Source organism: Streptomyces sp. NPDC051180, from assembly GCF_040689545.1.
Lineage (GTDB): Bacteria > Actinomycetota > Actinomycetes > Streptomycetales > Streptomycetaceae > Streptomyces.
The window spans coordinates 76246-95969 of the sequence record NZ_JBFBBC010000007.1; the positions used below are offsets into that span (position 1 = coordinate 76246).

A 19724-nucleotide genomic window follows, 5' to 3' on the forward strand; every position below is an offset into this window, starting at 1 on the left:
TCCCTGACGAACCGTTACGGCGAGATGACCTTCCTACGATCGGGGGACGCCGGCGGTCCGGCTTCCCACGACGTCGTCCTCGTCCTCGCCTTCCGCGCCCTCGACCTCCGTGCCGGCCGGGGCGAGCAGGAAGACGTTCCGGTCGACGCGGTGCATGCCGCTGCCGAGGCCGAAGACGACGCCGCTGCTGAAGTCGAGGATCCGCTTGGCGACCTCGGTGTCGGCGCTGGTCAGATCGAGGAGCACCGGGATCTGGGCGACGAGGTACTCGGCGACCTCGCGGGCGTCGGCGAACACCTGCACCCGGAGCACCACCATGCGGCGCTGTTCTGCGGACTCGTACTGCTCGGGGATCGTGCGGTGGTCGACCCTGGACGGCCATTCGTCACGTCCGCGCAGCGGCACGACCTGCGCCAGGCCCTCCCACTGCTCGTCGGTGACGTCGTACCTCTCGTACCTACTCATGGACCCATCCTCCCGCTCCTCACCCGTTCGGCCCAACAACGACACGAGGTCGTGACCGGGCCGTGGCCGACGCGGAGCGGAAGTCACCCGGTCGGCCCATGCCGTGGATGGGGCGGGGGGGTCGTGCCGGGGTCGTGCCGGTATGTCAACTCGGGCCTTCGCCCGGACGGAGACCCGCCGTCAGACGAAGCTCTTGGCCAGTCTGCGCAGGCCCTCCCTGATCTCGTCCGCCGAGTGGGTGGTGAACGACAGCCGCATCGCGCCGGGGTCGGGCTCGCCGCAGAAGAAGGGCGCGCCGGGCACGTACGCCACCTCGTGGCCGACGGCCGTCCGCAGGAGCGCGGTGGCGTCGTGGCCCGCGGGCAGGGTGGCCCAGACGAACATGCCGCCTTCCGGACGGTTCCACCGGGCGCCCTCGGGGAGCGCGGCCGGGAGCCCTTCGAGCATCGCGTCGCGGCGCTCGCGGTAGGCGGCGCGCATGACGGCGACGTGGGCGTCGAGGTCGCTGTCGCGCAGGTAACGGGCTGCCGCGGCCTGGTCGATGGTCGAGGTGTGGAGGTCGGCGGCCTGCTTGGCGATGACGCAGGCGCGGCGCAGCCCGGCGGGGGCACGCAGGAAGCCGAGCCGGAGACCGGGGGCCATGACCTTGGAGAAGGAGCCGAGCAGGACCGTGCGGTCGGCGGCGGCCGGGTCGGCGGCGATCCAGGGGACGCGCTCGCCCTCGTAGCGCAGTTCGCCGTACGGGTCGTCCTCGACGATCCAGAAGCCGTGGCGGGCCGCGGCCTCGGCGACGGCGGTGCGACGCTCGGCGGGCAGGGTGCGGCCGGTGGGGTTCTGGAAGGTGGGGACGAGATAGAGGAGGGTGGGCTTCTCGCGGGCCGCGATCTCGTCGAGGGCGGCCGGGACGATGCCCTGGTCGTCGGTGGGCACGGGGACGACCCGGGCCCCCGCGAAGCCGAAGGTCTGCAGGGCCGCGAGGTAGCAGGGGTCCTCGACGAGCACGACCGCGCCGGGCTCGACGAGGGCCGTGGTGAGGAGCGTCAGGGCCTGCTGCGAGCCGGTGGTGACGAGCAGGTCGTCTGCGTCCGTGGCCAGTCCCCGGGCGGTGAGCCGTTCGGCGACGGCGGTCCGCAGTCCGGGGTCGCCCTCGGTCGTCGAGTACTGGAGCGCCTGCTGCGGCTGCTCCGCCAGCACGCGGTCGTACGCCGCCCGTATCCCCTCGACGTCGAACAGTTCGGGAGCGGGCAGGCCACCGGCGAAGGAGATCACCTCGGGCCGCGCGGTGAGCGCCAGGATCTCCCGTACCGGCGACGGTCCGACCTGGGCCAGCCGGGAGGCGGTGGCGGGCGGGGGCACGGAAGCGGCGCCGGCGGCGTGCGCGGGCGTCGGGGCGGCAGGAAGCATGGCCACAGCATATAGATCGCCCCGAGGCTGTCCAGGTTCCCGATTCGCCCTGGGAGAAGCGGAGTTGGAGGCTGAAAGACCGTTCCACGACGTTCCCGCGCGGGTCGGGCCCTTGCCATTCCGTCGCTGCGGGGAGGGCAGGGCGCCGCCGTCGTCACCCAGGAGTGGGTAGAGGGGGGCCTAGAGCGCGGCGAGGCCGGGACGAGCGGAGGGTTCGCCGCTCCGGGCGGACGGTGGGCGGCCGGGGGCGGCCGGCTCACGGCTTGCGGTGGACGGCGTGCGGCTCGGGGCGGGTGGCTCGTCGTGGGTGTCGTCGGCCCAGAGGGAGCGGACGTGGCCGAGGTGGCGGCGCATGCATTCCTCGGCGCCGCGCGCGTCGCCCGCGGCCATCAGGTCGAGGAGTTCGAGGTGTTCCTCGGCGGAGGTGACCAGCCTGCCCGCCTCGTCCAGGGCGGTCAGACCGTAGAGCCGGGAGCGCTTGCGGAGCTCGCCGACGGTCTCGACGAGCCGGTCGTTCCCGGAGAGGGCGAGCAGCGCGAGGTGAAAGCGGCGGTCAGCCTCCAGATAGCCGATGAGGTCGTGGTCCCGGGCGCGGGAGACGATCTCCTCGGCGACGGGGCGGAGCGCCTCCAGCCGGGCCCGGTCGGCCGTCTCCGCGATGCGACCGACGGTGGGGACCTCGATGAGGGTGCGCAGTTCGGTGTACTGGTCGAGGTCCCGCCCGCTGACCTCGGTGATGCGGAAGCCCTTGTTGCGGACCGGTTCGACCAGGCCCTCCCTGGCCAGGTCGAGCATCGCCTCGCGGACGGGAGTGGCGGAGACGCCGAGGTCGCTCGCGAGGCCGGGGGCCGAGTAGACCTGGCCCGGCCGCAGTTCGCCGGCGATGAGGGCGGCGCGGAGGGCATGACCGACCTGGTCGCGGAGCCGTTCCTGCGCCCGGACCAGGCCGTACTGCTTCAGGTCACCCATCGTGCGTCCTCCGAGGTGTCACGGAGGAGCATCGTACAATGTCACGTTTCTCCGTCTGCGGCCCTCCGCGCAGGGGCCCGCGCCCCCGTGTCAGAGCAGGAAGCCCGCGGGGAAGGGGTCGTCCGGGTCGAGGAAGTACTGGGCGGTGCCGGTGATCCAGGCCCGGCCGGTGACGGTCGGGACGATGGCGGGCAGTCCGCCGACGGTGGTCTCGCCGACGATCCGGCCGGTGAACTCGGTTCCGATGAACGACTCGTTGACGAATTCGGTGTGCGGGGCCAGCAGCCCCCTGGCGTGCAGCTGGGCCATGCGCGCGCTGGTGCCCGTACCGCAGGGGGAGCGGTCGAACCAGCCGGGGTGGATGGCCATGGCGTGCCGGGAGCGGGTGGCGTCGGAGCCCGGCGCGGCCAGGTAGACGTGCTTCACGCCGGCGATGGCGGGGTCCTCCGGGTGGACGGGCCGGTCGGGCCCGGCGTTGACGGCGTCCATGACGGCGAGACCGGCGGCGAGCAGCTCGTCCTGGTGCGCACGGCCGAAGGGCAGGCCGAGGGAGTCGAGGTCGACGAAGGCGTAGAAGTTGCCGCCGAAGGCGAGGTCGTAGGTGACGGTGCCGTACCCCGGAACCTCGGCCTTGAGGTCGAGCCCGACCGAGAAGGACGGCACGTTGGTCAGGGTGACCGCCTTCGCGGCGCCGTCCTCCACCCGGACGTCCACGCCGACGAGCCCGGCCGGGGTGTCGAGGCGGACCGTGGTGACGGGCTCGACGACCGGCACCATGCCGGTCTCGACGAGGACGGTCGCCACCCCGATGGTGCCGTGGCCGCACATCGGCAGCAGTCCGGACACCTCGATGTAGAGCACGCCGTAGTCGGCGTCGGGGCGGGTCGGCGGCTGGAGGATCGCGCCGCTCATCGCCGCGTGGCCGCGCGGCTCGTACATGAGGAGGGTGCGGAGGTGGTCCATGTGCTCGATGAAGTGGAGCCGGCGCTCGGCCATCGTGGCCCCGGGGATGACGCCGACGCCGCCGGTGATCACACGGGTGGGCATGCCCTCGGTATGGGAGTCCACCGCGTGGTAGACGTGGCGGGTGCGCATGGGTCGTCCTTTCGGGCGGACGGGCTGGGGAATCGGTCGGCACGGGCGGACAGGTGCGGGGACACCGGCGGGCGCGGGCGAAGAGGGAAGGGAACGGGCGGACAGGGGGCGGGCGCGGAATCGCTCTGCGCGTGGCCCTACGCGTGGCCCTCCGCGAGGACCTTCTCGGTGGCGGCGCGGACGACGGCCGCCTGCTCGGGCGAGAGCGGGTGGCGCGGCGGCCGGGTGGCACCGCCGGGGCGGCCGGCGAGGTCCATGGAAGCCTTGATGGCCTGGACGAACTCCGTCTTGGAGTCCCAGCGGAGCAGCGGGTGCAGGGACCGGTAGAGGGGGAGGGCGACGCCGAGGTCTCCTGCGACGGCGGCGCGGTAGAGGGTGGCGCAGGTGCGTGGGAGAGCGTTGGGGTAGCCGGCGATCCAGCCGACCGCACCGGCGAGGGCGAGTTCGAGGAGGACGTCGTCGGCGCCGACGATCAGGTCGAGCTCGGGGGCGAGCTCTGCGATCTCGTAGGCGCGGCGGACGTCTCCGCTGAACTCCTTGACGGCGACGATGCTGCCGTCGGCGTGCAGGCTCGCCAGGAGCGCGGGCGTGAGGTCGACCTTGGTGTCGATCGGGTTGTTGTACGCGACGACCGGCAGGCCGGCGGCGGCGACCGCGGCGTAGTGGTCGCGTACGGCGTGCTCGTCGGCGCGGTAGGCGTTCGGCGGCAGGAGGAGGACGGATCCGGCGCCGGCCTCGGCGGCCTGCTCGGCCCAGCGGCGGGACTCGGCGCTGCCGTACGCGGCGACGCCGGGCATGACGCGGGCCCCGTCGCCGGCGGCCTCGACGGCGGTACGGACGACCCGCGCGCGCTCCTCGCCGGTGAGGGTCTGGTACTCGCCGAGCGAGCCGTTGGGGACGACCCCGTCACAGCCGTTGGCGATCAGCCACGCCACGTGCTCCGCGTAGGCGTCGTGATCGACCGTGCCGTCGCCGCGGAAGGGCAGGGCGGTGGCGACCATGATCCCGTGCCAGGGGTGGGCGCGGTGCGCGGGGGCATGCTCGTGGGCCATGGATGGACTCCGACTCCTCGTGTGGTGTGTGACATTTTATTGAAGGACGGAGAGGCCACAAGCCCCTCACCCTCACGCATTTTCTGACCTCCCGTCAGCCCGCGTGCACGGAAGCCGCCGGGCGGCGCGCGACCGCGACCGCGAGGCAGACCCGGCGACCCCACCGCTCCCCCGGATCACCCCCGGCGGTCCCGACCCCACGGGCGGCCGTGCATCATCGAACACATGCTCGTCGCGTCCGTCTCCGTACTCGCCCTGGTCGTGGTGCTCGTCTGCGCCGTCGTCCGGCCCTTCCGCCTGCCCGAGGCGGCCTTCGCCGCGCCCGCCGCGGGAGTGGTACTGGCGGTGGGCGCGGTCACACCCGCGGCCGTGCGCGAGGAGACGGAGCGACTGGGCCCGGTGATCGGCTTCCTCGCGGCCGTGCTCGTCCTCGCCAAGCTCTGCGACGACGAGGGGCTCTTCCAGGCGTGCGGCACCTGGATGGCCCGGCGGGCACACCGGCGCCCGCGGCGCCTGCTCGGGGCGGTCTTCGCACTCGCGTCGCTGATCACCGCCGCCCTGAGCCTGGACGCGACGGTCGTCCTGCTGACGCCGGTGGTCTTCGCGACCACCGCGCGGATGGGAGCCCGTCCCGCACCCCACGTGTACGCGAGCGCGCACCTGTCCAACACCGCCTCGCTGCTCCTGCCCGTGTCGAACCTGACCAACCTGCTCGCCTTCACCGCCGCCGGGGTCGGCTTCACCCGGTTCGCGCTGCTGATGCTGCTCCCCTGGCTCGTCGCCATCGCCGTCGAGTACGCGGTCTTCCGGCGGTTCTTCGCGCGCGACCTCGCCGCCCCGGCCGACCCCGTCGAACCGCCGGAGGCCGCGCCGTTCCCCTTCTTCGCCCTGTGGACCGTGGCCGCGACGCTCGCCGGCTTCGGCGTCGCCTCGGCGGTCGGCCTCGACCCGGCCTGGGCGGCCGCCGCGGGCGCCGCCGTCCTGGCCGTCCACGCCCTGGCCCACCGCCGCACCACCCCGCGCGCCCTCGTCCGTTCGGCGTCGCTGCCCTTCCTCGCGTTCGTCCTCGGGCTCGGCGTCGTCGTCCGGGCGGTCGTCGACAACGGCCTCGGCACCGCCCTCGCCCACGTGCTGCCCGAGGGCACCTCGCTCCCGGCCCTGCTCGGCACCGCGGCGCTCGCCGCCGTCCTCGCCAACCTGATCAACAACCTGCCCGCCACCCTGGCGCTGGTCCCGCTGGCGGCCGCCTCCGGTCCGGGCTCGGTGCTCGCGGTGCTGCTAGGCGTGAACATCGGCCCCAACCTCACGTACGCGGGCTCCCTCGCCACCCTCCTGTGGCGTCGGGTCGCCCACGACCACGGGCACCCCGTGGCGCTCGGCGAGTTCACCCGGCTCGGCCTGCTGACGGTCCCCGCCGCCCTGGTCGCCTCGACCGTCGCCCTCTGGGCCTCGCTGCTGCTGATGGGCGTATGAGCGGCGGCGCGCCCGCCGCCTCGTTCGCCTCGCTCACCTCCTGAACCCTCGCCCGCGACCCCTCGCCCACCTCCTGGCCCTCTCGCCCGCGAACCCTCGGCCCCTGACCCCTCGCCCGCCGATTCATCGACTCATCGACTCATCGGCTCCGGGAACCTCGTCCGTCCCGACAACCCCGTCCGCCCCGGGAACCCCGCTGCCCACTGCTACGTTCTACAAGTCCGTAGAAGTAACCGACGTCGGGAGTGCTCATGGCCCTGTGGGACCGCATCAAGGAATCCGCATCGACGATGCAGACCCAGCTGGTGGCGAAGAAGAACGACCTGAAGAGCGGCGCGTTCCGCGACGCGAGCATGGCCATGTGTGCCCTGGTCGCGGCTGCCGACGGCACGATCGACCCCGCCGAGCGCCGCCGGGTCGCGCAGCTCATCGCGACCAACGAGGTGCTGCAGAACTTCGACGCGATCGACCTCCAGCGCCGCTTCGACGACAACCTGAACAAGCTGACCGCCGACTTCGACTTCGGCAAGGTCAGCGTGCTCCAGGAGATCGCCAAGGCGAAGAAGAAGCCGGCCGAGGCCCGTGCCGTGGTCCAGATCGGCATCGTCATCGGCGGCGCCGACGGCGACTTCGACAAGACCGAGCAGGCCGTGGTGCGCGAGGCGTGCTTCACGCTCGACCTTCCGCCCCACGAGTTCGACCTCTAGAAGGTCACTCCCCGCTCCTGCGCGACCGCCGTGCCGGTCACACCGGCGCCGCGGTCGCGTGCAGGACGAGGAACAGGGTCACGGCCGAGTTCGCCGAGGACAGCGCCGACACGGTCACGCCGAACGCGGCGCCCCACGCCGCCAGCCCGACCGCCGTGAACACCGGCGGCCACGCCCCGACCACCGGGGCGGGCCGCATCAGGGCCGCGACCCGCCTCGGCACCGGCCCGGCCGCCGCCAGGGCGGGAAGCGTCGCCGCGAGCGGCCGCGGGGACAGCAGCGCGGCCCGGCCGATCGCCCGCGCCACCGCCCGCCTGCTGCCGACCTGCGCCGCCGCCTCCTCGTCCGCCCAGCGCTCTGCCGTGTACGCGACGGCGGTACGCAGCGGGAGCAGGAACGGATTGGCGCGCGCGGCCAGGTGCACCGCGAGCAGGTACCGGTGGTGCCGCCCGGCCAGATGCGCCCGCTCGTGGGCGAACAGCGCGCGGCGCTCGGCCGACGAGAGCCCGGCGAGCATCCCCGTGCTCACCACGACCCGGCCGTCGCCACGGCCCCGGCGTGCGGGGACGGCGCCCGGGAGCGCGTACGCGTACGGGATCGGGTCCGGCAGCACGGCGACGGACGTGGCGGGCAGTCCGACCAGTGCACCGGCCGCGCGGCGGCGGGCGCGCAGCTGGCGCCAGGCCGCACCGCCGCACGAGACGAGGACGGCGAGGAGGGCCGGGATGGCGGCCCGGCCCGCGATCTCGTCGAAGGGGACGGCGGCGCGGACGTCGGGATCGGACCAGCCGTCGGGCAGCGGGTTGCCCGGCAGCTGGGCCGTGCCCACGATCATCAGCAGGCCGAGGCAGAGCGTGCTGCACACGGCGGAGACTCCGGCCAGGACGGCGAGCAGGCGCGTCGCCGTACGGGGATGGAGCCGCTGTTCGGCGAGGCGCGCGACCGGCCACGCGGTCAGCGGGAGGACCAGGGGAAGGAAGACGAAGACTCCCATGGCGGCTAGCCTTCCTCCTCCTCGGCTTCCCTGGAGAGCAGTTCACGCAGCAGTCGCTCGTCGTTCGGCGAGAGTGCGGTGACGAAGCTGGCCAGGACCGCCTGCCGGTCGGCCTCCGCGTCCAGCACCTTCCGCATCCGCAGGGCGGCGAGACCGGCCTCGTCGGCGACGGCCGTCCACCGGAAGGAGCGGCCGGACCGCTCGCGCTCGACGGCGCCCTTCGCCCACAGCCGGGTCAGGATGGTGATCACGGTGGTGTAGGCGAGGGCGCCGCCGAGGCGCTCGCGCACCCAGGCCACCGGCACCGGCTCGGACGCCTCGCGGAGTGCGGCGAGCACCTGGGCCTCCAGCTCGCCCTGCCCGCGCCTGCGCGGCGCGGCCCCCGTCCCGTCGTCCACCCCGTCCACCATGCCGCCGTCCTCCTGCCCACCGCCGCCGTCGCGGCGTATCCCCGCCGGCGCGTCCGGCGGTCCGCCCGCCCGCTCACCGGCCGGGGAACGGCAGGCCATCGTACTGACCACCGGCCGCCGTCCGCCCGCGCGCACCGCACCCGCCGTCCACCCGCGCGCACCGCACCAGGGGCCCGGGCACCCTCGCACCCGGTCGGACCCGCGCTCACCCAGCCGGCCGGACCCGCGCCGACCCAGCCGCTCGGACCCGCGCGCCCTCACACCTGGCCGGGCGTGGGCACTCACACCCGGCCGGGCGCGCTGTCCACGTCGGCCGCGCTGTCCACGCCGTCGGTCTCGTCGGCCGCCGGGCCGCCGTGCGGGTCGTGGGCGCCGCGCGGGCCGGGCGCCGCGCCCGCTCCGTCGGCGGTCGTCGGCGATCCCGGGGTGGCTCCGGTCACGGAGTCGGCCGGGGTCGCACCGACCCCTCGGCCGGTGACCCGGCCGCCTCCGAGCTCCGCCACACCCTCGGGCGCCGGCGAGCGGCGGCGGGCCACCGCGGCGGCGATCGGCTCGGTGAAGCGGGCCGTGAGCGGGCCGATCACGACGAGGACGAGCACGTAGGCGGTGGCGAAGGGACCCAGCTGCGGCTGCACTCCGGCGGTCACCGCGAGTCCCGCGATGACGATGGAGAACTCGCCGCGCGCGACCAGCGTCCCGCCCGCCCGCCAGCGGCCCTTCACGCCGATGCCCGCGCGCCGCGCGGCCCAGTACCCGGTGGCGATCTTGGTCAGTGCCGTGACGACGGCCAGGGCGAGCGCCGGAAGGATGACCGGCGGGATGCTGGCGGGATCCGTGTGCAGCCCGAAGAAGACGAAGAAGACCGCGGCGAACAGGTCGCGCAGGGGGCTCAGCAACGCGTGGGCGCCCTCGGCGACCTCCCCCGACAGGGCGATGCCGACGAGGAACGCCCCGACGGCCGCCGAGACCTGGAGCTGCTGGGCCACGCCCGCGACCAGCAGGGTCAGACCCAGGACCACGAGGAGCAGCTTCTCCGGATCGTCGCTGGAGACGAACCGCGAGATCAGCCGCCCGTAGCGGACGGCCACGAAGAGGACCGCGCCGGCCACGCCCAGGGCGATCGCGAGCGTCGCGCTGCCGGCCGCGAGGCCGACACCGGCGAGCAGGGCCGTGATGATGGGCAGGTAGACGGCCATGGCCAGGTCCTCCAGCACCAGGATGCTGAGGATCACCGGCGTCTCGCGGTTGCCGAGGCGCCCGAGGTCCCCGAGGACCTTGGCGATGACGCCCGAGGAGGAGATCCAGGTGACGCCCGCCAGGACGACGGCGGCGACGGGCCCCCAGCCGAGCAGCAGCGCGGCGGCGGCGCCGGGCAGGGCGTTGAGGGCGAAGTCGACGAGCCCTGCGGGGTACTGGGTCTTGAGGTTGGAGACGAGGTCGCTGGCCGTGTACTCCAGGCCCAGCATGAGCAGCAGGAGGATCACGCCGATCTCGGCGCCGATGGCGACGAACTCCTCGCTCGCGCCGAGCGGCAGCAGGCCGCCCTTGCCGAAGGCGAGCCCCGCGAGGAGGTAGAGCGGGATCGGGGAGAAGCTGAACCGGCCGGCCAGCCGTCCGAGGAGGCCGAGCCCGAGGATGATGGCGCCGAATTCGATCAGGAAGACCGCAGAATGCACCCGCCCTCACTCCTGTCCGAGGATCGCGGCGGCCGCGTCGACGCCCTCGCGGGTGCCGATGACGATGAGCGTGTCACCGCCGGCGAACCGGAACGCCGGCGTCGGGGACGGGATCGCCCCGGAGCGGCGCAGCACGGCGACGATGGAGGCGCCGGCCTCGGTGCGCATCCGCGTCTCGCCGAGCACCCGGCCGTTCCAGTACGAGTGGGCCGACAGCTCGATCCGCTCGGCGACCAGGCCGAGGTCGGTGGTGTGCAGGACGTTCGGGCTGTGGTGCGCGGGCATCAGCGCGTCGATCAGCGACGCCGTCTCCCCCTCGGTGAGGTGCAGCGACTGGGCGCACGCGTCGGGGTCGTCGGCCCGGTAGACGTTCACGGTGCGGGTGCCGTCGCGGTGCGCGATGACCGACAGCTCGCGGTGCTCCCGTGTCGTGAAGTCGTACTGGACTCCGATGCCGGGCAGAGGCGTCGTTCTCGTCCGCGGAGCAGGCACAGGCCCGTCCCTCCCATGGTGTCGTGGTGTGTCGTGGCCGTTCGGGGCAGGGGGCGGCCGGGCACGGCCACCAGGCGGAGACCGGGTGCCGGCTCCGCTCGCCACCCCCGTGGCCCGGTCATCGTGCCATCTCCCCGAAGGCCCGGGACATGGGTGTCGGCACGGATGGACAAGAGCTGCCGGCGCTGGTCAGGATGGGGCGGGGACATGGGTCCCGCCGCAGGTCGGAGGGGACGGCGGTCACGTGCGACGGGTGCCCGTCGAAGGGAGGGACCGTGTCGCTGTACTGGCGGATCCTCCTCCTGAACGCCTCGGTACTCGTCGCCGCCGTCCTGCTGCTCCTCGGACCCGTCACCGTCTCCACGCCCGTGCTCCTCGGCGAGGCGGTGGTCCTCGTGGCCGGGCTGCTCGCCATGCTCGTCGCCAACGCCGTCCTCCTCCGCATCGGCCTCGCGCCCCTCCAACGGCTCACCCGCGCGATGCGGACGGCGGACCTGCTGAGGCCCGGACGGCGCGCGGCCGTCGCGGGCCGGGGCGAGGTCGCCGACCTGACGCGCACCTTCAACACCATGCTCGACCGGCTGGAGGCCGAGCGGGCCGCGAGCAGCGCGCGCGTCCTGTCCGCTCAGGAGGCGGAGCGCCGGCGCATCGCGCAGGAGCTGCACGACGAGGTGGGGCAGACCCTCACGGCCGTACTCCTCCAGCTGAAGATCGCCGCCGACCACGCCCCCGCCGAGCTGCGGCCGGAGCTCCGGCAGGCACAGGAGACCACCCGGGGCAGCCTCGACGAGATCCGGCGCATCGCCCGCCGCCTGCGGCCCGGCGTCCTGGAGGAGCTCGGTCTGCACAGCGCGCTCCGCTCCCTGGCCTCCGAGTTCTCCACCCGCGGGCTGTCCGTCCGGCCCCACATCGACGCCGGGCTGCCGAAGCTCGACCCCGAGACCGAACTCGTCCTGTACCGCGTGGCCCAGGAGGGCCTCACCAACACCGCCCGCCACGCGGGCGCGAGCCACGTCGACCTGTGCCTGCGCCGGCTGCCCGACGGCGGGGTCAGGCTGCTGGTCCGCGACGACGGCCGCGGCACGGGAGGCGCCGCGGAGGGCGCGGGCCTCCGCGGGATGCGCGAACGCGCGCTCCTCATCGGCGCGGAACTCGCCGTCGGCGACGCCGACGGCGGCGGCACGGAGGTCCGCCTGGACACCACCGGCGCCGCGAACCCGAAGGCGAAGGCACCATGACCGAACCGTCCGGGGCGACCACTCCCCCGCGTCCCACCCGGATCCTGCTGGCCGACGACCACGCCCTGGTCCGCGGCGGGGTCCGGCTCATCCTCGACGCCGAACCGGACCTCACCGTCGTCGCCGAGGCCGCCGACGGGGCCGAGGCCGTCGCCCTGGCCCGCTCCGAGGAGGTCGACCTCGCCGTCCTCGACATCTCCATGCCCCGCTCCACCGGCCTCCAGGCGGCCCGCGAACTCAGCCGCCTCCGCCCGGAGCTGCGGATCCTGATCCTCACCATGTACGACAACGAGCAGTACTTCTTCGAGGCCCTCAAGGCGGGCGCGAGCGGCTACGTCCTCAAGTCCGTCGCCGACCGCGACCTCGTCGAGGCGTGCCGCGCGGCCGTGCGCGACGAGCCGTTCATCTACCCCGGCGCCGAGACCGCCCTCGTCCGCAGCTACCTCGACCGGGCCGAACAGGGCCGGCCCCTCCCCGACAAGGCCGTCACCGAGCGGGAGGAGGAGATCCTCAAGCTCGTCGCCGAGGGCCACAGCTCCAAGGAGATCGCCGAACTCCTCGTCATCAGCCCCAAGACCGTCGAACGACACCGCGCCAACATCCTGCAGAAGCTCGGCCTGCGCGACCGCCTCGAACTCACCCGGTACGCGATCCGGGTGGGCCTGATCGAGCCGTAGCGCCGGACGGCCCGACGACCGCCCGGCCCTTCGCCCTCCCGGAGCGCGACGACGGCGCGGACCCCGCACCGACCCGCGCCACGGGCCCCTCGGCGGCCGGGTCGTGGCCGGGGTGCGGGGGGTGGGCGCAGGGGCCGCTCCCGGGGCGCCGGCCGGCGCCGGCGGGCGGCGGCTCCGCGGCCTTCCCCGGCTTGGCGGCCTTCCCCGCCTTCGCTGCCGTGCCCGCCTTCGCTGCCGTGCCCGCCTTCGCTGCCGTGCCCGGCTTCGCTGCTGTGCCCGGTCGCTCTGCGTCGCCCGCTCTCCCTGCCGTCCCCGCCGCGTCCCGGCCGTTCGCCTTCGGAGAGGTCGCCTCCCCATCCGTCCGGGGCGTCCCGTTCGTCGGGTCCGTCCGGGGCGGCTTCCGCGCTGGGCCTGCCTGGGGTGGCTCCGCCGTCCCGTCCGCGCGGTGGGGCCTCCCCGCCTCGTCCCGCCTGCCGTACCCGCGGCACGGGTCCCCGCGGCCGTCCGTCACCGGCGGCGGGAGGTGGCCGTCCGGGTGGGACGGGGTGCTGCTCTCCGACGGCCCCGGGCGGGTCGAACCGGGCTCCGCGGGGCCTTCGGCGGGAGCTGTCGTCCGTCCGGCGGACCGACGTTCCGGGCCCGGCGAGGCGCTGCCGGGGAAGGAGTCCGGGAAGCCGCCTGCGGCGACGGCCACACCGCCCAGTGCGACTCCGGCGACCGCCGCCACCACGGCCGTCCGGAGGGAACGCGCCGGACCCCGGCGCTCCGCGGTCGGCGTCCAGTCGTCACGGCGCCGCGTCCGTCCCGTCGTGTGCAGCCCCGCGTCACGGGCGGCCCGGAAGGCGGCGCGTGCGCGCGCCTCGGCCTCCGGCACCGCCGGCCCGCCGCCCGGAGCGACGTCGCCTTCGGTACGGCTCCGCTCGGTCGGCTCAGCGTGCGGGGACGGCGGGGCGGATCGGGTCAGCGCGGCCCGCAGGGATGCCTCCAGGCCGGCGGTGGGCTCGTCGTCAGGCACGCGTCACCTCTCTCCCCGTGAGTTGCTTCGCAAGTCGCTTCAATCCCCTATGTGCGGCGGACCGTACCGCACCGGGACGCTTCCCCAGCACCCGGGCGGCGGTCGGTCCGTCGAGGCCGACGACGACCCGCAGGAGCACGGCTTCGGCCTGGTCACGGGGCAGCCCCGCGATCAGGGCGAGCGCACGCTCCGTCGACAGGGCGTCGAGGGCCTGGCCGGCCGCGTCCCCGGCGGCGGGGAGGTCGAGGACGTCCTGCTCGATGCCGGTGGGGCGGGGCCGGGACCGTATGCGGCGCAGATGGTCGAGGGCTCTGTGGCGGGCGATGGTCGCGGTCCAGCCGCGGAAGCCCGCGCCGTCTCCGCGGAACCGGCCGAGGTCACGGGCTATCTCCAGCCACGCGTCGGAGGCCACGTCCTCGGCGTCGTCGCCGACGAGGCCCCTCAGATACCCGAGCAGGCCGGGATGGACGATCCGGTAGGCCGTCGCGAAGGCGTCCTCGTCGCCGTGCCGGGCCCGCTCGACGGCGGCGCCGAGCTCCGTGTCCCGCTCCGGGCCGGGTGCCGTGCTGGGCGCCCGCCCCGTTCCCTCGCCCACACGCCCCTCTTCACAACCCGTACGCGTTCCGGACTCCAGGCCCCACGAGGAGCCGGAAACGTTCATCCTGTCAGACCGTCAGCAGGGCGGCTCCGACGGCCTCTCGGCGCGGTGGACCGGCCCGCCGCGCGGGCGGCTCGGCCGTCGGCCGTGCAGGGTGAGGAAGTACGTGTGGAGGGATTCGCCCGGCCCGATCTCGAAGCGGTTCACCGTGCGGCCCAGCGGATTCCACACGCGCCCATCCGGCATCCGCACCCCGACGGGGTGGGTGAAGACCGACCGCAGCAGGTGTCCGGGCGGCAGGTCGACCCACACCGCCCCGGCCCGCCTGACCAGCACCTCCCCCACGTACGCCCCCAGGCCCGCCAGCGGTCCGGCCACCTCGTCCCGGCCGACACCGCCCCTTCGGAGCCCGTCGATCAGCCGGTCCACCAGCAGCAGACTGCCCACCGTGTAGTCCAGCGGCAGCCGGCCCCGGGCGGCCACGCCCTCGACGAACTCGGCAGCGTGCCGGCCCATGTCGGCCGCGCACCACGTCAGGCACTCGCGATCCATCGGTGACCACCCTCCCCCTCGCGGCGGCGGAACCCGCCACGTGATCAAGCGGATCCGGCACCACGAACATCACACGCCACGGGCGTGACCCTCGTCACAGACTCAACTCCCCTCACAAGAGCCTCAGATGTCGCGCCGACGCGCGCACGGAGGAAGTCCACGGTGAACGCCTGCGGCGAATGGGGCGCATAGGACACACTTCGGCTGGGGACGACATCACTGGGTGTCAGGAACGCAGGGGGATCCCATGGACGAGCGCATCACGCTGGCCGAAGCCTTGAACGAACTGAGGCAGGAGCTCTACACCGCACAGGACGAGGGCACGAACGAGCAGTTCCGGTTCGAGGTGGAACAGGCCGAACTCACCCTGGAGGTGGAGTTCCGCCGCGACGGCAACGGCAAGGTCAACGTCGAGGTCGGGGCCTTCGGCGCCAAGGTCGCCGGTGAGGCCGGCGGCGCGCTGGGGAGCACCCTGCGGCAGACCCTGACCCTCACCCTCCAGGTCCACGACGAGGCGCTCGGCGGCGCGCGGGCCAAGATCCGTCGCCGGACCGGCGGCCTGGAGTCGCCCGCCGACGGCGCGACCGCGGACGGAACCACCGCGCAGGGCTCCACCGGTGTCCCCGCACAGGGCTCCGCCGCCACCCCGCCCGCCGCCGCCACCCCCGACCAGAAGGGCGTCGGACTGCGGGAGTGGGAGGTGTGAGGTGGACCCACGACGACTCGTACGGGTCGCCACCGGCGGCCCGCAGGGGTGCGGCTCCGGCTATCTCGTCGGTCCCCAGCTGGTCCTGACGGCCCTGCACGTCGTCCGGCCCGAAGGGGTCTGGGCCGAGCGCGTGGAGGCCGAGGTCGGGCACTCCGGCTTCGGCGATCTCGCGGGGGGCCCTGCGCAGGTGTGCTGGCCGGATCCCTTGGGTGAGCCACCCGCGCCGGACGCCCTCGACATCGCCCTGCTCTGGCTCGACGAACCGGTGGCGACCGCCGGAGGCGCGGTCGTCTGGGGCCGCCCCGGCGGTACCGGCCCCCTGCCCTACAAGGGCGCCGGATTCCCGGCGTTCGCCTCCGCAGCGGGCGACCCCGCCCACGTCGAGGCCCTGCGCGGAGAACTGTCCGCGGTGTCGACGTCCTCCGCGGGCTGGGTACTGGACTGCCGGATCTGGCCCGCACCCGGCCGCGCGGACGCACGGCCGTGGGCCGGCGCGTCCGGTTCGGCGATCTTCTGCCACGGCCGGCTCGTGGGCGTGGCCGTCGAGGACGACCGCGCCATGGACTGGCGCCGCCTCCACGCCGCGCCCGTCCACCACGCGCTGGCCCTGCCTGGCTTCGCCCGGCTCGTCTCCCGCCACGGACACCCCGGCACCACCACCACCGCAGAGGAGGTGACGGCCGACCACGCGCAGGCCGCGCCCGTACGCGAGGACGTGGCGTGGCCCGTCGAGGTGGGCCCGATCCCCACCCAGGCCACGGCCTTCCAGACGCGCGGCGTTCTGCGCGAACGCATCGACCGGACACGGTCGGCCGGCAAATCCGTCGTCCTGACCCAGGTACTGGCCGGCGGCGGCGGGGTCGGCAAGACCCAGCTCGCCGCCGCCTGCGCCACCGACTTCCTCGACGAGGGCGCCGACCTCGTCGTCTGGGCACCCGCTACCGAACTCCAGCAGGTCATCACCCAGTACGCCCAGGCCGCCGCCGACATACGGCTGCCCGGCGCGACCGGGGACGACCCCGAGGCCGACGCCCGGCTCCTGCTGAAGTGGCTGGCCACGACGTCCAGACGGTGGCTCGTCGTGCTCGACGACATCACCGACCCCGCCACGCTCGGCACCTGGTGGCCCGTCAGCCGCACCGGCACCGGCTGGGTCCTGGCCACGACCCGACTCAACGACGCCCGCCTCACCGGCGGCGGCCGCACCCGCATCGACATCACCGTCTACACGCCCGAGGAGTCCCTCTCCTACCTCGGGCAGCGCCTCGGCGGCGACCAGATGGGCCACCTCCTCGACGAGCGGGCCCCCGTCCTCGCCGAAGCCCTCGGCCACCTGCCGCTCGCCCTCGGCCTCGCCGCCGCCCACATGCTCAACGAGAACCTCAGCTGCACCCGCTACTTACACCTCTTCGACAACCGCGCCACCCGCCTGGACGACGCCCTTCCCGAGACCGCCGACACCGAGGGATACGGGCGGCAGATCACCGTCGCGCTCCTCCTCTCCCTCGAAGCGGCCCGCTCCTCCGACCCCACCGGCCTCGCCGTCCCGGCCCTCCGCCTCGCCGCCCTCCTCGACCCCGCCGGCCACCCCCGCGCCCTCTGGGCCGGCACCCCCCTCCTCGACCACCTCGCCACCCACCTCCCGGACGACGCCGAGGTCACCGAGGACCGCACCCACGCCGTCCTCCAACTCCTCCACCGCTACGCCCTCCTCACCTACGACACCCCCGCCGAACCCCGCGCCGTCCGCATCCACGCCCTCACCGCCCGCGCCGTCCTCGAAGACACCCCCGCCACCGAACTCCCCCTCCTCGCCACCACCGTCGCCCGGTCCCTCCTCCACATCTGGCCCGAAGCCGACCAGTCCCAGCCCGACCTCGCCGCCACCCTCCGCACCAACACCGACACCTTGGCGCGCCACGCCCACGACGAGCTCTGGGGGGAGGCTGCTGCACGTCGGGTGCTGTACCGCGTGGGCAAGAGCCTCCTGGCCGCAGGCTTCGCGGACGCCTCGGCCTCCTACTGGCAGCGCACGCTCTCCCTCGCCGAGCGCGCGCTGGGCGAGGACCACGCCGACCTCCCCACCCTCCGCGCCGGACTCGCCAGCGCCCACCGTCACGCAGGGCGCACCCGAGAGGCGATCGCGCTTCTGGAGCAGGCGGTCCCGGACTGCGAACGCCTCCTCGGTGACGACGCCCCGGAGACCATCACCGCACGCGAGCATCTGGCCGGGTCTTACCAGCAGGCCGGCCGCACCCGAGAAGCCGTCGCCCTCCTGGAACAGGTCACTGCGGACCGAGAGCGGCTGCTCGGGCACGACCATGCCGACACCCTCAACGCCCGTGTCAGTCTCGCCAGGTCGTTTCAGGACGCCGGCCGAACGCACGACGCGCTCGAACTGTTGGAGCGCGTCGTGGCCGACTTCGAGCGGACACTGGGGCACGACCACCCCGACACCCTCTCGGCCCGGGGCAGCCTCGCCTCCACGTACAAGCACGCGGGGCGCACCCGAGAGGCGATGGAACTCCAGGAGCAGGTGACCTCTGACCACGTGAGGCTCCTGGGGCGGGAGCATCCCGAAAGCCTGACCGCCCTCAGTAACCTGGCAGACAGCTATCAGCTGGACGGTCGTACCCAGGAGTCCGTCGCACTCCTGGAACGAGTGGTCGCGGACTGCGAGCGACTACTCGGACCCGACCACCCTCACACGCTGACGGCGCGCGGCAACCTGGTCGGGTCGTACCGGGAGGCAGGCCGCTTCGCCGAGTCCGTCAAGGGGCTGGCGCAGGTCGTGGCGGACTGCGAGCGAGTACTCGGGGCGGACCATCCTCACACGCTCACGGTCCGTGGCAACCTGGCCGGTGCGTACGAAAAGGCAGGTCACTCCCGGCAGGCACTTGACCTCCTCATGGAGGTGGCCGCGGATCACGAACGGTTGCTCGGCCACGACCACCCCAGCACGTTGACCGCTCGCGGCAACCTTGCCAGCTCGTACCAGCACGCCGGCCACACCCAGCAGGCCACGAAGCTACTGGAGGAGTCGGTGGCGGACTGCGAGCGCGTACTCGGTCACGACCATCCAGAGACCCTCACGGCGCGTTGCAACCTCGCCAACTCGTACCAGCAAGGTGGGCACACGCAGATGTCCATCGATTTGCTGGAGCGTGTCGTGGCGGACCGTCAACGCACTCAAGGGGACGAGCACCCCGGCACCCTCACATCACGCGGCACGCTGGCCAGCGCGTACCATCAGGCGGGCCGTATCCAGGAGGCCGTCGACCTCCTCGAACAGGTCGCAGCGGACCACGGGCGGCTCATCGGCCAGCACCACCCCGAAACCCTCACGGCGCGCAGCAACCTGGCCACCACGTACCATCAGGCCGGCCGCATCCAGGAGGCCGTCGACCTCCTCGAACAGGTCGCGGCGGACCACAAGCAGCTCGTCGGACAGCACCATCCCAAGACCCTCACCATCCTCGGGAATCTGGCCGCCGCGTACCAGCAGGCGGGCCGACCCCAAGAGGCCGTGGACCTCCTCGAAGAGGTCTCCGCGATCTCCGACCGCATTCTCGGCCCCGCTCACCCCGATGTCCTCAAGACCCGGTGCAACCTGGCCGCTTCGTACCAGAAGATGGATCGTCCCGCAGAGGCCGTCACCCTCTTGGTGGAGGTGGTCGCAGGCTGCGAGCGTGCTCTCGGACACCACCACCCCGAGACCCTTGCCGCCCGAGGCATCCTCGCCGACTCGTACCTGGACGCGGGTCGCACCTGGAAGGCAGTCAGCCTGTCGGAACAGTTGGTGGCGGACTGCGAACGCTTCCTCGGACTACACCACCCCTACTCGCTGACCGCCCGCGCCAACCTCGCCCGCTCTTACCACGAGACCGACCGCGCCGCCAAGGCCCTCGCCTTGATGCAACACGTGGCGGCCGACTGTGTGCGCTTTCTCGGCCCCGACCATCCCGGGACCCTCATCGCGCGGGGCAATCTCGCGATCTGCTACGCGGAGGTAGGCAGCTCGCACAAGGCCCGAGTCCTGCTGCAACAGGTCCTCGCCGACTGCGAGCGCGTCCTCGGCCCCGACCATTCCGATACCGCCAAAGCCCGCGCCAGCCTGCTCCTCGTCAAACAGCGCCGAAGAAGGCCACGCACCCGCTAGGTCCGATCACCGGCCATCCGACCGGGGGCGCGCTCCGGC

17 protein-coding genes are annotated in these 19724 nt (G+C 73.8%); 6 read left to right on the forward strand and 11 right to left on the reverse strand.

What is annotated here, in order from left to right; translation table 11 throughout:
* Positions 1–33 precede the first annotated feature (33 nt).
* The 5 genes from AB0424_RS15080 to AB0424_RS15100 all read right to left on the reverse strand — a co-directional run bounded on the left by AB0424_RS15080 (position 34) and on the right by AB0424_RS15100 (position 4985).
* The gene (locus AB0424_RS15080) at positions 34–465 is read right to left on the reverse strand and encodes a cell division protein SepF (protein WP_366305427.1); all 432 of its coding nucleotides are present in this window, start codon (positions 463–465) and stop codon (positions 34–36) included.
* A gap of 180 nt (positions 466–645) precedes the next feature.
* Positions 646–1869 (reverse strand): PLP-dependent aminotransferase family protein, encoded by a 1224-nt coding sequence (locus AB0424_RS15085; protein ID WP_366305428.1) that lies wholly within the window; start codon positions 1867–1869, stop codon positions 646–648.
* Positions 1870–2049: 180 nt separating this feature from the next.
* Complete coding sequence (locus AB0424_RS15090) at positions 2050–2838, reverse strand: GntR family transcriptional regulator (protein WP_366305430.1); 789 nt, start codon at positions 2836–2838, stop codon at positions 2050–2052.
* 90 nt (positions 2839–2928) lie between these two features.
* A complete protein-coding gene (locus AB0424_RS15095) occupies positions 2929–3933 on the reverse strand; it encodes a proline racemase family protein (protein ID WP_366305432.1) in 1005 nt (334 codons plus the stop codon).
* Between the two features lie 137 nt (positions 3934–4070).
* The gene (locus tag AB0424_RS15100) at positions 4071–4985 is read right to left on the reverse strand and encodes a dihydrodipicolinate synthase family protein (RefSeq protein ID WP_366305434.1); all 915 of its coding nucleotides are present in this window, start codon (positions 4983–4985) and stop codon (positions 4071–4073) included.
* A gap of 225 nt (positions 4986–5210) precedes the next feature.
* Between AB0424_RS15100 and AB0424_RS15105 the strand changes: the two genes are divergently transcribed.
* Complete coding sequence (locus AB0424_RS15105; RefSeq protein ID WP_366305436.1) at positions 5211–6458, forward strand: SLC13 family permease; 1248 nt, start codon at positions 5211–5213, stop codon at positions 6456–6458.
* Between the two features lie 251 nt (positions 6459–6709).
* Positions 6710–7165: a tellurite resistance TerB family protein gene (locus AB0424_RS15110; protein WP_188270826.1), complete on the forward strand. Its 456-nt coding sequence runs from the start codon at positions 6710–6712 to the stop codon at positions 7163–7165.
* Between the two features lie 37 nt (positions 7166–7202).
* On the opposite strand, the gene AB0424_RS15115 is transcribed toward AB0424_RS15110, so the two are convergent.
* From AB0424_RS15115 to AB0424_RS15130, 4 genes are all read right to left on the reverse strand, one after another.
* Positions 7203–8159 carry a M56 family metallopeptidase gene (locus tag AB0424_RS15115; RefSeq protein WP_366305437.1) on the reverse strand — a complete coding sequence of 319 codons (957 nt, stop codon included), beginning with the start codon at positions 8157–8159 and terminating at the stop codon, positions 7203–7205.
* A 5-nt stretch (positions 8160–8164) separates the two neighbouring features.
* Positions 8165–8569: a BlaI/MecI/CopY family transcriptional regulator gene (locus AB0424_RS15120; protein WP_366305762.1), complete on the reverse strand. Its 405-nt coding sequence runs from the start codon at positions 8567–8569 to the stop codon at positions 8165–8167.
* Between the two features lie 281 nt (positions 8570–8850).
* Complete coding sequence (locus AB0424_RS15125) at positions 8851–10245, reverse strand: cation:proton antiporter (protein WP_366305439.1); 1395 nt, start codon at positions 10243–10245, stop codon at positions 8851–8853.
* A 6-nt stretch (positions 10246–10251) separates the two neighbouring features.
* Complete coding sequence (locus tag AB0424_RS15130) at positions 10252–10737, reverse strand: TrkA C-terminal domain-containing protein (protein WP_366305441.1); 486 nt, start codon at positions 10735–10737, stop codon at positions 10252–10254.
* A 275-nt stretch (positions 10738–11012) separates the two neighbouring features.
* Between AB0424_RS15130 and AB0424_RS15135 the strand changes: the two genes are divergently transcribed.
* Together AB0424_RS15135 and AB0424_RS15140 are read left to right on the forward strand one after the other, a co-directional pair.
* Complete coding sequence (locus tag AB0424_RS15135) at positions 11013–11975, forward strand: HAMP domain-containing sensor histidine kinase (RefSeq protein WP_366305442.1); 963 nt, start codon at positions 11013–11015, stop codon at positions 11973–11975.
* Positions 11972–12652, forward strand: coding sequence for a response regulator transcription factor (locus AB0424_RS15140; RefSeq protein WP_366305444.1), 681 nt, complete (start codon positions 11972–11974; stop codon positions 12650–12652). The genes AB0424_RS15135 and AB0424_RS15140 overlap by 4 nt, the downstream gene beginning before the upstream one ends.
* 1007 nt (positions 12653–13659) lie before the next feature.
* Here the strand turns inward: AB0424_RS15140 and AB0424_RS15145 are convergent.
* Complete coding sequence (locus AB0424_RS15145; protein ID WP_366305446.1) at positions 13660–14262, reverse strand: RNA polymerase sigma factor; 603 nt, start codon at positions 14260–14262, stop codon at positions 13660–13662.
* Positions 14263–14340: 78 nt separating this feature from the next.
* On the reverse strand, positions 14341–14817 hold the full coding sequence (locus AB0424_RS15150) for a hypothetical protein (protein WP_366305448.1): 477 nt from the start codon (positions 14815–14817) through the stop codon (positions 14341–14343).
* A 247-nt stretch (positions 14818–15064) separates the two neighbouring features.
* Here AB0424_RS15150 and AB0424_RS15155 point away from each other — a divergent pair, with 247 nt between their 5' ends.
* Both AB0424_RS15155 and AB0424_RS15160 read left to right on the forward strand, forming a co-directional pair.
* On the forward strand, positions 15065–15523 hold the full coding sequence (locus tag AB0424_RS15155; protein WP_366305450.1) for a trypco2 family protein: 459 nt from the start codon (positions 15065–15067) through the stop codon (positions 15521–15523).
* Between the two features lies 1 nt (position 15524).
* The gene (locus AB0424_RS15160; protein ID WP_366305452.1) at positions 15525–19685 is read left to right on the forward strand and encodes a tetratricopeptide repeat protein; all 4161 of its coding nucleotides are present in this window, start codon (positions 15525–15527) and stop codon (positions 19683–19685) included.
* Positions 19686–19724 lie beyond the last annotated feature (39 nt).

Bases quoted from the DNA above. Each gene is read 5' to 3' on its own strand.
- AB0424_RS15140 (WP_366305444.1), top strand. From the start codon at position 11,972: ATGACCGAACCGTCCGGGGCGACCACTCCCCCGCGTCCCACCCGGATC.
- AB0424_RS15090 (WP_366305430.1), bottom strand. From the start codon at position 2,838: ATGGGTGACCTGAAGCAGTACGGCCTGGTCCGGGCGCAGGAACGGCTC.
- AB0424_RS15120 (WP_366305762.1), bottom strand. From the start codon at position 8,569: ATGGTGGACGGGGTGGACGACGGGACGGGGGCCGCGCCGCGCAGGCGC.
- AB0424_RS15110 (WP_188270826.1), top strand. From the start codon at position 6,710: ATGGCCCTGTGGGACCGCATCAAGGAATCCGCATCGACGATGCAGACC.
- AB0424_RS15155 (WP_366305450.1), top strand. From the start codon at position 15,065: ATGGACGAGCGCATCACGCTGGCCGAAGCCTTGAACGAACTGAGGCAG.
- AB0424_RS15095 (WP_366305432.1), bottom strand. From the start codon at position 3,933: ATGCGCACCCGCCACGTCTACCACGCGGTGGACTCCCATACCGAGGGC.
- AB0424_RS15115 (WP_366305437.1), bottom strand. From the start codon at position 8,159: ATGGGAGTCTTCGTCTTCCTTCCCCTGGTCCTCCCGCTGACCGCGTGG.
- AB0424_RS15150 (WP_366305448.1), bottom strand. From the start codon at position 14,817: ATGGATCGCGAGTGCCTGACGTGGTGCGCGGCCGACATGGGCCGGCAC.
- AB0424_RS15080 (WP_366305427.1), bottom strand. From the start codon at position 465: ATGAGTAGGTACGAGAGGTACGACGTCACCGACGAGCAGTGGGAGGGC.
- AB0424_RS15105 (WP_366305436.1), top strand. From the start codon at position 5,211: ATGCTCGTCGCGTCCGTCTCCGTACTCGCCCTGGTCGTGGTGCTCGTC.
- AB0424_RS15100 (WP_366305434.1), bottom strand. From the start codon at position 4,985: ATGGCCCACGAGCATGCCCCCGCGCACCGCGCCCACCCCTGGCACGGG.
- AB0424_RS15085 (WP_366305428.1), bottom strand. From the start codon at position 1,869: ATGCTTCCTGCCGCCCCGACGCCCGCGCACGCCGCCGGCGCCGCTTCC.